This window comes from Mycobacterium sp. NGS59 (genome assembly GCF_059812345.1).
This window is the reverse complement of record NZ_JCALCN010000001.1, coordinates 569927-585637: the sequence shown is the minus strand read 5'-3', so window position 1 is coordinate 585637 and position 15711 is coordinate 569927. Positions and strand designations below refer to the sequence as shown.

Sequence of the window (15711 nt, the reverse complement as noted above, 5' to 3'; positions counted from 1 at the left end):
AGATTCCGCTTATTCGACACCTGTCGTATCCGGGCCGATTTCGGACCCGAATTTCCTTTTATCGACGGTTTATTCTTGCGATTCGAGGGTCATCGCGATTAACGCGTCGGGACTGAGCGAGTCGATGACCTCTTCGCCGACATCGAGTGCTGTGCTGGCCTTTTCCGGTTGTCCGGCCAGTAGTAGCAGCCTTTCGAGCAATCCGGTTCGGCGCAGCTCGGCGATGGGAATGTTGCGCAAAAGCCCCCAAATGCTTTCTTCCTCGGATTGTCCTTCGCCGTGGCCCGATAATTGTTCGACCAGGTGCCCGGCAAGGGCGGACGGGGTGGGATAGTCGAAAATCAGCGTGCGGGCTAGCGTCAATCCCGCCAGGCGAGGCTCCGATTTGAGGCGATCGCGCAGTTCCACACCGGTCATCGAGGTGAACCCGAGATCCTGGAAGGCGCGCTCGGCATCCACGCGCCGGCCGTCGGCGTGGCCCAGCACGACGGCCGCGTGGAAGCACACCAAATCCACCAGCACACGACGCCGCTCCGCGGCATCCGAGTCCCGCAACCGCTCCGTGCCGGGGGCGTGCGTAGTTTCTGCGGCACCGGCTTCCAGCCAAAAGCTTTGCCGTGCAAACGCATAGGTCGGCAGGTCCACCCGGCGGGCGCCGAGGCCGTCGAACACGGGAGCCCAATTCACCTTCATCCCGGCGACGAACAGTCGGCCTACACCGGTGAGCACGGCGTCGACTTCGGGGCGATCCTCGACCAGCGTCACCACCGAGACGTCCTGGTCCGCGGTCAGTCCGGCGCCCGGACCCACCTCGACGAAGACTTCGGCACCCAGACCCAGCGCCGTCTGCACACCATCGGCAAACCGGACCGGCTCCCGCACGTGCTGGACCCAGTACTGGACCGACCCGTATCCAACACCGCCGAGGTGACCGGAAACGTTGGAAATCAACGGCATTCGCGCGCGGTGCGCCGCCACACCGGCGAGCAGTTGCGCGAAGTCGTCCAGCATGGGTTCCATCAGCGCCGAATGAAACGCGTGCGACACCGCTAGTCGGCGCGCTCGCCGTCCACCCCTCGACAGCCGATCAACCACCGCGTTGACTGCGGCCTCCGGCCCGGACAGCACCACCGAGTCCGGCGCATTCACCGCCGCCAGGCTGACCCGGTCATCGAGCAGCGGCAGTGTCTCGGCCTCTCCTGCGGCCACCGCGACCATCACTCCGTCCCGCGGCAGTTCCGCCATCAATTGCCCCCGCACGGCCACCACCCGCGCCGCGTCCGGCAACGTCAACACCCCGGCTTCGTACGCCGCGGCGATTTCCCCGACGGAGTGCCCCAGCACAACGTCAGGTGTCACACCCCAACTCCGTAGCAGTGCGGTCAAGGCCACCTGCACGGCGAACAGAGCGGGCTGCGCGAACTCGGTACTTTCCAGCAGCTTCGCATCGGCGCCCCAGATCACCTGTCGCAACGACACTCTGAGATGCAGGTCCAACTCGGCGGCCGTCCGGTCGAACGCGTCGGCGAAGATCGGAAACCGTTGATACAACTGGTGCCCCATGCCGAGGTATTGCGACCCCTGCCCGGGAAACACGAAGACCGTCTTGCTCAACGACCGCGCCCGTCCGGCCACCACTCCGGCACCGCGCGCACCGGCGGCCAAACCCGTCAGCCCGGCCGTCAGGCCCGCGCGGTCGCCGACCAGCACCGCGCGATGTTCGAAGACGGCGCGGGTGGTCGCCAACGACCAACCCGCGTCGACGATGTCGAGTGTCGTTGCCCGATCGGCCAATCGGCGAGCCTGACCCGTCAACGCCTCGGCCGAGCGGGCGGACAGCACCCACGGCACCGTCACCTCGCCGACGCACCCACTCACTGCCGTTTTCGCTGCCGGTGCCTGTTCGACGATGACGTGCGCGTTGGTACCGCCCATTCCGAATGACGAGACACCGGCCCGGCGCGGCTGCGCAGCACCCCACGGCGTCATGGTGTCGTTGACTTTCAGACCCAGTTCCTGAAGTGCCATGCCCGCTTTGACGAAGTTGAGACTCGCTGGGATAGCGGCGTTCTCGATCGACAGCACCGTCTTGACCAGGCCCGCCACTCCGGCGGCGGCGCCGGTGTGCCCGATATTCGTCTTGACCGACCCGACCGCGACCGGACGGTGCCGGCGCGCACCGAACACCTCGTGCAGTGCCGTGGCCTCGACCGGATCTCCCACCTGCGTGCCGGTACCGTGCGCCTCGACGTAGTCGACCTGGTCGGGGTTCAGGCCGGCGTCGGCCAGGGCACGACGTATCACCTCGGCCTGCGCCCGGGACGAGGGCACCGTCACCGCCGCGGTGTCGTGGCCCGCGTTGCCGACCGCGCTTCCCGAGATGACCGCGTGGATGCGGTTCCCGTCATCCAGCGCGGCGCGTAACGGCCTCAGCAGAATCAGCGCTCCACCTTCACCCCGCACGTAACCGTCCGCACGTTCGTCGAAGGCGTAGGTGTGCCCGGACGCCGAGACGGCCCCGAATTTCGTTTCCAGCATTGCGGTTTCGGGCGCCACGTTGAGGTGAATGCCACCGGCGATGGCCATCTCGGTGGCCCCGCTACGCAGGCTTTCACAGGCCAGATGCACTGCTACCAGGGAGGACGACTGGCCACAGTCGACGGTGAAGCTGGGACCATGCAGACCGTAGAAATACGAGAGCCGGTTGGCGATCATCCCCCGACTGAGCCCGGCGAAGGCATGGTGATCGACGTCGCCGGCGGCCTCGCGCAGCATCAGCAACGCATAGTCGTCGTTCATCGCTCCGAGATAGACCCCGAGCGGTGTGCCCCGCAGCTTTTCCGGCACGACGAACGCATCTTCGAACACCTCCCAGGCCAACTCCAGGGCCAGCCGTTGCCGCGGGTCCATCGCGGCCGCTTCGCGGGGGGACACGTTGAAGAAGTCCGCGTCGAATTCGGCGACGTTCTCGAGGGGTTCGGTGACTTCACGTCCGTCACAGATCAGTTGCCAGAAATCGCGCGTACTGGCCGCTACCGCGAAGCGGCAGGCCATCCCGATGACCGCAATGTCCGTCGGGCGCATCAGGGGCCCAGTTCGTCATCGAGGATGGCGAACAGCTCGCTGTCGGTGGCGTTGCCGATGTCCTCGCCGCTAACAGTGTTCTGCCCGTTGGCGTGCGGCGCGGTCAGGTCGGCGATCATTGCCTGCAGCCGGGCACTGGCGTGCGTCTTTTCTTCCTCGGTCCACTCCGGCTGCTGGATGAGTGCGTCGAGTTCGCGGGTGATGTCGTTGAATCGGCCTAACAGGTGGGGTTGCTCGGCCACGGGTGGCGCACTGGTGGCCAGTCGGTCGGCGAGATGTTCGGCCAGCGCGGCCGGCGTCGGATAGTCGAAGATCAGCGTCGGCGAAAGTGTCAGTCCGGTGGCGGTTTTGAGCCGGTTGCGCAGTTCGACCGCGGTCAGCGAGTCGAATCCGAGTTCCTGGAACGCCTTTTGCGCGTCGATGTCGATGGTGTTGTTGTGGCCCAATACGGTTGCGGCGTTGTCGGTGATGAATTCGGTGAGTTCACGCTGCCGCTGCTCGGGCGACAGGGTGTGCAGCCGCGCGACGAGACCGGTGGCCGCGGCCGCATTGTCGGTGGCGTCTACGACGCGGCGGGTCCGGCGGGTGACCAGATCCCGCCACAGCGGCGGCAGTTCGGTCTCGGCGGTCACCGCGGTGCTGCTCAACCGCGCCGCGACGACGAGCCCCTGATCGGTGAGCAGCGCGGCGTCGAGTAATTGCAGCGCCTGCTCGGTGGTCAGCGGTGTCAGCCCGACTCGTCTCATCCGTTCCAGGTCTCGATCGCCGAGGTGACGGGTCATCGCGCTGGTCTGCTCCCACAGTCCCCAGGCGATCGACAAGCCCGGAAGTCCTTGTTGGCGCCGCTGACTGGCCAGCCCGTCGAGGTAGGCGTTGGCGGCCGCGTAGTTTCCCTGACCCGGGCTCCCCACGATCCCAGCCAGCGACGAGAACATCACGAAGGCAGCCAAATTCGCGTCGCGTGTCAGCTCGTGCAGGTTGCGGGCGCCGTCGACCTTGACCCGTAACACCGCGTCGATGCGGTCGGCGGTCAGGGAGGTGACGACCGTGTCGTCGAGTACTCCCGCAGCGTGGAAAACGCCCTTGAGGGGCCATTTCTCGGGTATCTGCGCCAGGAGTGCGGCCACCGCGTCGCGGTCGGAGACATCGCATCGGGCTACCGTCACCCGCGCTCCGGTCCGGTCGAGCTCGGACACCAACTCGCCCACTCCATCCGCGTCCACCCCGGAGCGACTGAGCAACATCAGGTGAGCAACGCCGTAGCGCTCGGCCAGATGCCTGGCGACCGCCGCCCCCGCCATGCCGGTGCCGCCGGTGATCACAACGGTGCCACCCGTGAGCGGCGACTGCGCTCCTACCGGCCCGTCCGGCGCGGACGGCAGGCTCAGCACCACCTTGCCGATGTGGCGGGCCTGGCTGACGAACCGGTACGCCTGCCGGGCGCTGCGAACGTCGAAAACCCGGACCGGCAACGGCTTCAGGGCACCGGACCTCAGCATGGCCAGCACCTCGGCAAGCATGGCGGCGATGTGATCCGGGCCGGCGTCCATCAGGTCGAACGCCCGGTAGGTGATGCCTGGGTATTTCTCGGCGACGGCCTCGGGGGTGCGTCGGTCGGTCTTGCCCATCTCGACGAACCGCCCGCCGGGGGCCATCAGCCGCAGCGACGCATCGATGAATTCGCCGGCCAGGGAGTTGAGCACCACGTCGATCCCGGCGCCGTCGGTGACCGTGGTGAACTGTGTCTCGAAGTCCAGGGTGCGGGAGTCGGCGATGTGTTCGTCGTCAAAACCCATCGCCCGCAACGTGTCCCACTTGCCGCGGCTGGCGGTGGCGAATACCTCACAACCCCAGTGTCGCGCCAACTGGACCGCCGCCATGCCCACCCCGCCGGTGGCGGCATGCACCAGCACCCGGTCGCCGCTTTTCAGCCCGGCAAGCAGCGACAGTCCGTACATGGCCGTCATGAACACCACCGGAACGCTTGCTGCCCTGTCCAACGACCAGTCGGGAGGTACCGCGGTCACCATGCGCTGGTCCACGACCGCTTCGGAAGCGACCACACCCAACAGGCCCATGACCTGGTCGCCCGGCGAGAACCCGGTCACCCCGGGTCCCACCTCGACGACCACCCCGGCACCCTCGGCGCCGAGCTCTCCGCCACCGGGGTACATGCCCAACGCCACCAGCACATCCCGGAAGTTCACGCCCACCGCGGCCACGGCGATGCGCAGCTGCCCGGGCCTCAACTCCACTCGCTCGGTGGGACGGGCGGTCACGTCGTCCAGTGTGTCCGCGGTACCGATAGCCAACCGCCACAACCCATTTGGCAGCTCCAGTACGGATGATGACCCGACCCGCGCCAGCCGGGCCCCGTACACCGCACCCGACCGCACGGCCAGTTGTGGCTCTGCGCAACGCACCGCGTCTGCGACCGCCACCGAGTCGTCGGTATCGACCAGCACCACTCGGCCCGGATGCTCGGCCTGCGCCGCTCGCACCAGCCCCCAGACCGCCGCACCGGCCAGATCCGACACGGCCTCATTCGGCAGTCCCACCGCGCCACGGGTGAGCACAGCGAGGAGACCAGACCCGTCGCTACCCAGATGCGCCTGCAACACCTCCAGCGCCCGATGAGTGGCCGTGGGCACGGTGTCCGAATCCAGCTCCCAGATCGTCAGATCACTGTCGGCATCGACGACGTCGCGCTCCAGCGGTGTCCATGCGACGTCCAATAAGTCAGCACCGGCGGGCAGGCCCGCCGAGATCGCCGCCGACAATGCCTGCGCGGAAATCGGGCGCACGATCAGTTCCCGCACCGACAACACCGGCAACCCCGAAGAATCCGCCATTTCCACCGAAACCGATCCCGCACCGGTCGGCGCTATCCGGACCCGCAGCCGGGAGGCCCCGGCGCCGTGTAACGCCACGCCCTGCCAGGAGAACGGCAACGCTAATTGCTGGTCACCTTCGACCACTCCCCAGGCGTGTAATGCCGCGTCCAGCATCGCCGGATGGAGCGCGAAGCCGCCCAGGCTCAGACCCCTGGGAGCGACCACCTCGGCGAACGCCTCCCGGCCGCGCCGCCATACCTTGCGCAGACCCCGGAATGTCGGACCGTAGCCGTAGCCGCGTTCGGTCAGTCGCTCGTACACGTCGGATATGTCCACCGCCGTGGCGCCGACCGGCGGCCACGCCGAGAGGTCCGCTCCCCCGCCAATGCCACCCGGACCCAGCACGCCCTCGGCATGCAACAGCCACGAATCGGATTCGGCCGCAGCCGAGTACACCGACACATTCCGGCGCCCGGCGTCGTCGACGGCGCCGACGACCACCTGGATCCGCACCCCTCCGGGAGGTAATCCCAAGGGGGCCAACAACGTCAGCTCCTCGATCACCTGCGCACCGACCTCGTCGCCGGCCCGCAGCACCAGTTCGACGAATCCCGCGCCCGGGAACAACGTCATACCGCTCACCACGTGATCGGCCAGCCACCGCTGCACGCCGGGCGACAACGAACCCGTCAGCACCACTCCGCCATCGTCGGGCCGGGCCACCGCCGCACCCAGCAGAGGATGCCCGAGCCCGGCCAGTCCCACCGCGCTCAGACCGGCGGCACCGACCCCGAGGTCGGACAGCCAAAAGTGCTGCCGGACAAAGCCATACGTCGGCAACTCGACGCGCTGTGGTTCCAGGCCCGCAAACGTCTCGGACCAGTTCACTCCGACGCCCTCGATGAACAATCGACCCAACGCGGTGAACAACGACGAGACTTCCGGACGGTCTTTGACCAGCACGGGGACAGAAACCACGTGCTCACCCAGGCACTGTTCGACCAGACCGGTCAATCCGCCACTGGGACCCGCCTCGACGAAGATCTCAGCTCCCAGAGACCGCGCCAGTTGCACACTGTCGGCAAAACGAACCGGTTTTCGCACGTGCTCCACCCAGTACGAGGCCGAGCCATACCCGGTGTCGGCGAGGCGCCCGGTGACGTTCGACACCAGCCCGATCCGCGGCGCAGCCACGCCGACATCGGCCAGCAGCGCCGAGAACTCCGCGATCATGGGCTCCATCGACGACGAGTGAAACGCGTGGGAGACCGCCAGCCGGTGCGTCCGCCGGCCGGGCAGCCGCTCGACCACCGCGGCGACCGCCGCCCGCTCACCTGAAAGCACCACGGAGTCAGGCGCATTGACCGCGGCGATGCTGACACCGTCGCCGAGCAGCGGCGCGGCTTCGTCCTCGCCGACGGCCACGGCCACCATCGACCCGCCGGCCGGCAATTCAGCCATCAGCCGACCCCGGGCCACCACCAGGCGGGCCGCGTCCGGCAGCGTCAGCACACCGGCCACCTGCGCGGCGGCGATCTCTCCTACCGAGTGGCCCAGCACCAGGTCGGGGACCACCCCCCACGACTGCAACAGGGCCGCCAACGCGACCTCGACGGCGAACAAGGCCGGTTGCGCGAACTCCGTGCTTTCCAGCAACGCCGCATCCGTTCCCCAAATCACCTGCCGCAGCGGCACTCTGAGGTGCTCATCCAATACGCGGGCAACTTCGTCAAACCGCTTGGCGAACAACGGGAATCGCTCGTGCAGCGCACGGCCCATGTCCAGATACTGGGCGCCCTGACCGGGAAACATGAAGACCGTCTTGCCCACCGTGTGCGCGCGGCCCACCGCGACACCAGCGGCCGGCTCGCCGGCCTCGACCCGTCCTAGTCCGTCCATCAGCTCGGCGCGATCGGCGCCGACCACCACGGCGCGATGCTCGAAGACCGCTCGGGTGCTGGCCAACGACCAGCCGACATCCAGCGCTCGCACATCGGCGTCGGCGCCGGCGTGCGCCAGCAGGCGCCGAGCCTGGTTGGCCAGGGCGTCGGCGGAACGCGCCGACAACACCCACGGAACTGCTCCGCTGAACTGTGGTGCGACCGGGCTTTCGGCGGTCCCTGGTTCTTCGAGGATCACGTGCGCGTTGGTGCCGCTGATGCCGAACGACGAGACACCGGCCCGGCGCGGCCGTCCCGGCGACGGCCAGGGCCTGGTGTCGGTGAGCAGCGACACCGCACCAGCCGACCAATCCACGTGCGGCGTCGGCATATCCACGTGCAACGTCTTGGGCATCACCTGGTGCTGCATGGCCAGCACCATCTTGATCAACCCCGCCACCCCTGCGGCCGCCGAGGTGTGGCCGATGTTGGATTTGATCGAGCCCAGCCAGAGCGGCTCGGCGCGGTCCTGCCCGTAGGTCGCCAGAATCGCCTGCGCCTCAATGGGATCGCCCAATCTGGTGCCCGTCCCGTGCCCTTCGACGATGTCCACGTCCGCCGTGCCGAGACCCGCGCTGGCCAGCGCCGACCGGATTACGCGCTGCTGCGCCGGACCGTTCGGCGCGGTCAGACCGTTGGACGCGCCGTCTTGGTTGACGGCCGAACCCCGCACCACCGCCAGCACCGGGCGGCCTGAGCGCTGCGCGTCGGCCAACCGCTCGACGACGAGCACGCCGGCACCCTCCGACCAGGACGTGCCGTCGGCTGCGCCCGCGTACGCCTTGCACCGGCCATCGGCGGCCAATGCCCGCTGCCGGCTGAACTCGACGAACGCCGCCGGGGTGGCCATCACCGTCACGCCCCCCACCAACGCCAGATCGCACTCCCCCGAACGCAGTGACTGGACCGCCAGATGCAGCGCCACCAAGGACGAGGAACATGCGGTGTCCACCGACACCGCGGGCCCCTCGAGGCCCAGCACATAGGCGACCCGTCCCGACGTCACGCTCAACGTCGACCCGGTCAGTCCGTAACCTTCCAGGTCTCCCTTGACTTCGCCGCCGTAGCCGGCGTGGATCACCCCGGCGAATACGCCTGTCGGGGTGCCGCGCAGGGTGGTCGGATCAATCCCGCTGCGTTCCAACGCTTCCCAGGACAACTCCAGCATCACCCGCTGCTGTGGGTCCATCGCGAGCGCCTCGTTGGGTCCGATCCCGAAGAAGCCGGCGTCGAAGTCGCCCGCATTTTGCAGGAAGCTACCGCGGCGGGTGTAGGTCTTACCGGGCTGGTCCGGATCCGGGTCGTACATGCCGTCGATATCCCAGCCGCGGTCAATGGGGAAGTCGGAGACGCCGTCGCGGCCGGCCATCAGCATGTTCCACAACGCTTCCGGCGAATCGACGCCACCGGAATACCGGCACGCCATGCCCACCACGGCAACCGGCTCGCTCAGCTTGCCTTCGAGTTCGGACAACCGTCGCCGGGTTCGCCGCAGATCCGCGGTGAGCCGCTTCAGGTAATCGACGTGCTTGGCGGTGCCCTCCGTACCCTGATCCATGCTCTAGGACCCGAGTTCTTCGTCGAGGATGGCGAACAGTTCGTCATCGCTGGCGGCGGCCAGGTCGTCGTCGGTGGTCAAGTTGGCCAGGATGGCCTGCAGTCGGTGGGACAGCTGGGTTCTTTCCTGCGGGGTCCAGTCTGCCCGGTCCACCAGAGCGTCCAGTTCACGGGTGATGTCGTGGAAGCGCGCCAGTGGGTCGGCCTGTTCAGTCGGGGTCGCCAGCCGGACGCCGAGGTGCTCGGCGAGGGCGCTGGGACTCGGATAGTCGAAGATCAGCGTGGGCGAAAGAGTAAGTCCGGTAGCGGTTTTGAGCCGGTTGCGCAATTCGACGGCGGTGAGCGAGTCGAACCCCAGCTCCTGAAATGCGCGCTGAGCGTTGATGTCAGCGGTACTCGAACGACCCAGGACGGTGGCGGCATTGCTGCACACCACGTCGACCAGTTCGCGATAGCGCTGCTCAGCGTCGAGGCGACGTAGTCGCGTAGCCAAGCCTGTTGCCGGAGAATCGGTTTGGGCAGTATCGACGACCCTTCGAATGGGGCGGCGCATCAGTTCTTGCAGCAGCAGCGGGGCATCATCGGCCAGTGCGGCGGCATCGAGGCGGGTGGCCGCCACCACTCCCGGGCCTGCGGCGATCGCGGCATCGAACAAGGCGAGTGCCTGCCGAGTGGACAGCGTCGCCAATCCCACCCGACCCATCCGGGCCTTGTCGCGATCGTCGAGATGCCGCGTCATCGCGCTGGCCTGCTCCCACAGTCCCCACGCCAGGGACAGGCCAGGCAATCCCTGGGTGCGCCGGTGTGCCACCAACGCGTCGAGGAAGCTGTTGGCCGCCGCGTAATTGCCCTGGCCGGGGGTGCCCAGCAAGCCGGCCAGCGAGGAAAACACCACGAAGACAGCCGGTTCGAGATCACGGGTCAAGTTGTGCAGGTTCCATGCTCCGTCGACTTTGGCGCGCAGCACCGCGTCCACCCGCTCCGGCGTCAACGATGCGATCAACCCGTCGTCGAGGATTCCGGCGGCATGGATGACTGCCCGGAGTGGAAACTCCTCCGGTATCTGTTCCAGCAGCGCGGCAACGGCGTCGCGATCGGCCACGTCAGCGGCGACCACCGACACCCGCGCCGCGCCCGCCTCCAGCTCGCGCACCAACTCCGAAGTGCCGTGCGTGCATGAGCGGCTGACGAGCAGCACGTGCGGGACCCGGTAGTGGGACACCAGGTGTCGGGCCAGCGCAGCACCGGCCATCCCGGTACCGCCGGTGATCAGGACGGTGCCGGCCGAGATCGCGGCGGCGGTGGCGCCTGGAAGAGTCAACACCACCTTGCCGGTATGACGGGCTTGGCTGACGAACCGATACGCCTGCCGCACAGAGCGCACGTCGAAGGTCTTGACCGGCAACGGCGCCAGGCTGCCGGTCCGGAACAAGCCGGTCAGTTCGCTGAGCATCTGTGCGGTGTGATCGGGTCCCGCCTCGATCAAGTCGAATGCCCGGTACCGGATTCCGTGCCCGGTGAGTGCGTTCGCGTCGCGAAGGTCGGTCTTGCCCATCTCGATGAATCGTCCGCCCGGCGCCAACAGTCGCAGCGAGGCGTCGACGAATTCACCGGTCAGGGAGTTCAGCACCAGATCGACGCCGGCGTCGCCTGCGGTGACCCGAAACTTGTGCTCGAAGTCCCGGCTTCGGGAATCGCCGATGTGGTCGTCGTCAAAACCCATCGCGCGCAGCGTGTCCCATTTGCCTCGGCTCGCGGTGGCGAACACCTCCAGCCCCCAATGCCGGGCCAGCTGCACCGCCGCCATGCCGACTCCTCCGGTGGCGGCGTGTATCAACACCCGCTCGCCGACTCGGGCTGCACCCAACACCTTCAGTCCGTACCAGGCGGTCAGGAACACCACGGGCACACCCGCGGCCGACTCCAGCGACCAGCCCGCCGGCAGCGCTGTGACCAGCCGGCGATCGACCACCGCTTCGGGTCCGACAACTCCCAGCAGTCCCATCACGGCGTCGCCGACGGCGACATCGGAAACCCCCGGCCCCACTTCGACGACGACCCCGGCGCCCTCGACGCCCAACTCGCCGCCGCCCGGGTACATCCCTAACGCCACCAACACATCTCGGAAGTTCACCCCTACCGCGGCCACCGCGACGCGCAGCTGCCCGAGAGCAAGGGCGGATCGCGCACAGGAACCTACCTGGACGCCCTCCAGCGTCCCCGAACCGTCGGTGACCAGACGCCATCCGTCATCGGCCTCGGGCAGTGTGAGTCTCGGACTCAGGGGCTTCAGCCGGGCCCGATAGGCCACCCCACGCCGCACGATCAGTTGCGTCTCCCCGCAACCGATTACCTTGCCGACATCGACGGATCCGTCGGAATCAAGGAGCAGCACCCGGCCCGGGTGTTCGGCCTGGGCCGAACGCACCAATCCCCACACCGCCGCGCCGGGCAGATCCGAGACCGCCTCGTCGTCCAACGCCACCGCGCCGCGCGTCAGCACGACCAGCAACCCTGGCTCGTCACCGGCCAACCAGTTCTGCAGCGTCGCCAGGGCCGCGTGAGTAGCGGCATAAACCGCCGACGGGTCGTCGGCATCCCCAGATGGCGGCTGCCACAGCGTGACCGGAGTGTCGCCGCCGTCGGCAAGCGCGACCGGCGACCAGTCGACCTCGAACAGTCCGGCGTCGTCACGCACAACCGACGACTGCGCGGAGACGGGACGGAAAGTGAGGCTGCGCACGGTCAGTACGGGCAACCCGGTCGGGTCGGCCAGCTCCACCCGGACCGCGTGGGTGCCGGCGGGGCTGATCCGGACCCGCAACCGGGTGGCGCCCGCGGCATGCAGCGACACACCCTGCCAGGCGAACGGCAACACCGTGTCGGTCTGCGGACCGCAAACACCCAAAGCGTGTAGCGCGCCGTCCAGCAGCGCAGGATGCATACCGAAACCCGTTGCGGTCAGACCGGCGTCTTCGGCCAGCACGACTTCGGCATAGAGGTCGCCGCCGGACTGCCACACCGCCTGCAGACCCTGAAACGCCGGCCCATAGTCGTATCCCCGCGCGGCCAGCCGAGCGTAGGCGTCGGCCAACTCGATCGGCTCGGCGTTCGGCGGGGGCCACGACGACATGTGGGTCTGCGGAGTCAGCGCACCTCCGCTCAGCATCCCTTGGGCATGAAGAACCCATCCCGAATCCGGTTGAGCGGCAGCGGAATAGATCGAGATTGTACGTCGATCAGACTCGTCTGCGGCACCGGCCACTACCTGTATCCGCACCGCGGCGTCGTCAGGCAACGGCAGCGGGGTCGACAGGGTCAGCTCGTCGAGCACCGGGAGTCCGACTTGATCTCCGGCCCGGATGGCGAGTTCGACGAATCCGGCGCCCGGAAACAGCACGGTGCCGTTGACCGCGTGGTCGGTGAGCCAGGGCTGTGCGGCCGCGGACAATTGGCCCGTCAACACCACGCCGCCGGAGTCGGGCCGCTCCACGACCGCGCCGAGCAGCGCGTGCTCGGCGCCCTGCAGCCCGTCCCGGCGTATATCCCGGGCCGTCGACTCGGCGAGCCAAAACCGCCGCCGCGCAAAGCCGTACGTCGGCAACGCCACCTGCTCGGCGCCGCGGAACGCAGGCCGCCAATCCACGGTCACGCCGGCCACGTGGGCCTGGGCCGCCGAAAGCCAGAACCGTCGCAGCCCGCCGTCGTCGCGACCCAAAGTGGGTACGATTACCGGTTGGGAGGCGGGATTGCGCACGGCCAGCGTGTCTTCGACAGCTGCGGTCAGCACCGGGTGGGGGCTGGATTCAATGAACACCTGGTAGCCCATTTCCGATGCCGCGCTCACCGCGCTTTCGAATTGCACTGTGCGACGCAGGCTTTCGTACCAGTAGTCCGGGGTGAGTTCGGCGGTGTCGATGACGTGCCCGGTCAGCGTGGAGAATAACGTCACGGAGGACGATTGCGGCTCGATACCTGTGAGCGCCTCGAGGAGCGGGGTGCGGATCGCATCGATGTGGGCGCAGTGGGAGGCGTAGTCGACATCGATCCGGCGGGCGCGCAGGCCGTCGGCGTCACATTGCCGCACCAATTCGGCGACGGCGTCCACTTCGCCGGACACGGCCACCGCCGAAACACCGTTCACGGCAGCGATACTCAAGCGCCCGCCCCACGGCGCCACCAGCCTCTTGGCTTCGGACGGTCCGACGGCCAGCGAAGCCATGCCGCCCGTCCCGGACAGCTGGGTCAGCAGCCGACTGCGTCGCGCCACCACACGCGCCGCATCCTGCAACGACAGCGCCTCGGCCACGCAGGCAGCCGCGATCTCACCCTGCGAATGTCCGATCACCGCATCGGGTGTGACGCCCATCGAACGCCACAACTCAGCCAAGGACACCATGACCGCCCACAGCGCCGGCTGTACCACGTCCACCCGGTCCAGACGCGGGGCGTCGGGGGCGCAACGGAGAACGTCGATCACCGACCAGTCGACATGTACGCGCAGCGCCTCGTCACAACGCTGCATCTGCTCGGCGAAAACCGGTGCACTACCCAGCAATTCGGCGCCCATGCCGGCCCACTGCGAGCCTTGCCCGGGGAACACGAACACCGTCTTGCCCATCATCGTGCGTGCCCGGCCGACCACCGCGCCGGAACCCTGCTCGCCGGCAGCCAATCCCGCGAGTTCGGCCAGCAACTGCTGACGATCGGTGCCCACCAGGACCGCGCGATGTTCGAACAGCGACCGTGTGCCAACCAGCGACAAGCCGACATCGGGCGCACTCAGGGCGTCGTCGGCGCTGACCCAGGCCGACAACCGTCGCACCTGGTTGCGCAGCGCGGTGGGCGAGCGCGCCGACACCACCCACGGCGCTGCACCCTCAACCCCTTCGCGCACAGCGATTTCGACCGCAGGCGTCTCCTCCAGAATCACGTGCGCGTTGGTCCCGCTGATCCCGAACGACGACACCGCAGCACGACGTGGCCGTCCAGAGCGTGGCCACGCCTGCGCCTCGGTCAACAGCGACACCGCACCGGCAGACCAATCCACCTGCGGCGTGGGCGCATCCACATGCAACGTCTTGGGCATGACGCCGTGCCGCATCGCCAACGTCATCTTCATCACCCCGGCCACGCCGGCCGCGGCCGACGTGTGGCCCATGTTGGACTTGATCGAGCCGAGCCACAGAGGCTCGGTGCGCCCCTGACCGTATGTCGCCAGGATCGCTTGTGCCTCAATGGGATCTCCCAGGGTGGTTCCCGTCCCGTGCCCTTCGACCACGTCGACGTCGGCGGCGCCCAACCGCGCGCTCGCCAATGCCGCGCGGATCACCCGCTGCTGGGACGGTCCGTTCGGGGTGGCCAGGCCATTGGACGCTCCGTCCTGGTTGACCGCCGAACCCCGCACCAGCGCCAGGACCTGATGACCCAATCGCTGCGCATCTGCCAACCGTTCCACGACCAGCGCACCGGCACCCTCGGCGAAAGCGGTGCCGTCGGCGGCGGCGGCGTACGCCTTGCACCGGCCGTCAACCGAAAGTGCCCGCTGCCGGCTGAATTCGACGAACATCGCGGGCGTGGCCATCACCGTCACCCCACCCACCAGGGCCAGGTCGCACTCCCGGGACCGCAGCGACTGCACAGCCAGGTGCAGCGCCACCAGCGACGACGAGCACGCCGTATCCACCGACACTGCAGGGCCTTCCAACCCCAGCACATACGCCACCCGGCCCGACGCCACGCTCAACGTCGAACCACGCAACCCATAGCGTTCCAGGTCGCCGGGCACCCGGCCCTGGCCGCCGTAGGAACCATGGAAGATGCCGACGAACACGCCGGTCGGCGAACCCCGCAACGTGAGCGGGTCGATTCCGGCTCGCTCCAACGCTTCCCAGGACACCTCCAACAGCAGACGCTGCTGTGGATCCATCGCGAGCACCTCGCTGGGCGCGATCCCGAAGAACTCGGCGTCGAATCCGGCGACGTCGCCGAGGAAACCCCCGGCACGGGTGTAGGACTTACCGACCGCGTCGGGATCAGGATCGAACAGCGACGCGCGGTCCCAGCCGCGATCCGTCGGAAACTCCGAGACCACGTCGCGGCCGTCGGCCACCATCTGCCACAGCGCCTCGGGCGAATCCACCCCGCCGGGATACCGGCAACCCATGCCCACCAACGCAATTGATTCAGTGCTTTGCGTCAGATAGTCGCGGTTTTCCCGCTTGAGGCGCTCGTTTTCTTTGAGAGATCTCCGCAGGGCCTGGATGAGCTCGTCTTGGGTGCTGGTCATGCCACAC

Annotated in this window: 3 protein-coding genes; all 3 read right to left on the bottom strand. The window is 67.9% G+C overall.

From position 1 onward, the window contains the following. Positions 1 to 69: 69 nt before the first annotated feature. From AC5Y46_RS02395 to AC5Y46_RS02385, 3 genes are read right to left on the bottom strand one after another with little or no spacing between them, the layout of a single operon-like run. On the bottom strand, positions 70 to 3084 hold the full coding sequence (locus AC5Y46_RS02395; protein WP_499989949.1) for a type I polyketide synthase: 3015 nt from the start codon (positions 3082 to 3084) through the stop codon (positions 70 to 72). Continuing rightward, positions 3084 to 9416 carry an SDR family NAD(P)-dependent oxidoreductase gene (locus AC5Y46_RS02390; protein ID WP_499989948.1) on the bottom strand — a complete coding sequence of 2111 codons (6333 nt, stop codon included), beginning with the start codon at positions 9414 to 9416 and terminating at the stop codon, positions 3084 to 3086. Before AC5Y46_RS02390 ends, AC5Y46_RS02395 begins: the two co-directional genes overlap by 1 nt. A 3-nt stretch (positions 9417 to 9419) precedes the next feature. Further along, on the bottom strand, positions 9420 to 15704 hold the full coding sequence (locus tag AC5Y46_RS02385) for an SDR family NAD(P)-dependent oxidoreductase (RefSeq protein ID WP_499989947.1): 6285 nt from the start codon (positions 15702 to 15704) through the stop codon (positions 9420 to 9422). Positions 15705 to 15711: the final 7 nt, after the last annotated feature.

Bases quoted from the DNA above. Each gene is read 5' to 3' on its own strand.
- AC5Y46_RS02390 (WP_499989948.1), bottom strand. From the start codon at position 9,416: ATGGATCAGGGTACGGAGGGCACCGCCAAGCACGTCGATTACCTGAAG.
- AC5Y46_RS02395 (WP_499989949.1), bottom strand. From the start codon at position 3,084: ATGCGCCCGACGGACATTGCGGTCATCGGGATGGCCTGCCGCTTCGCG.
- AC5Y46_RS02385 (WP_499989947.1), bottom strand. From the start codon at position 15,704: ATGACCAGCACCCAAGACGAGCTCATCCAGGCCCTGCGGAGATCTCTC.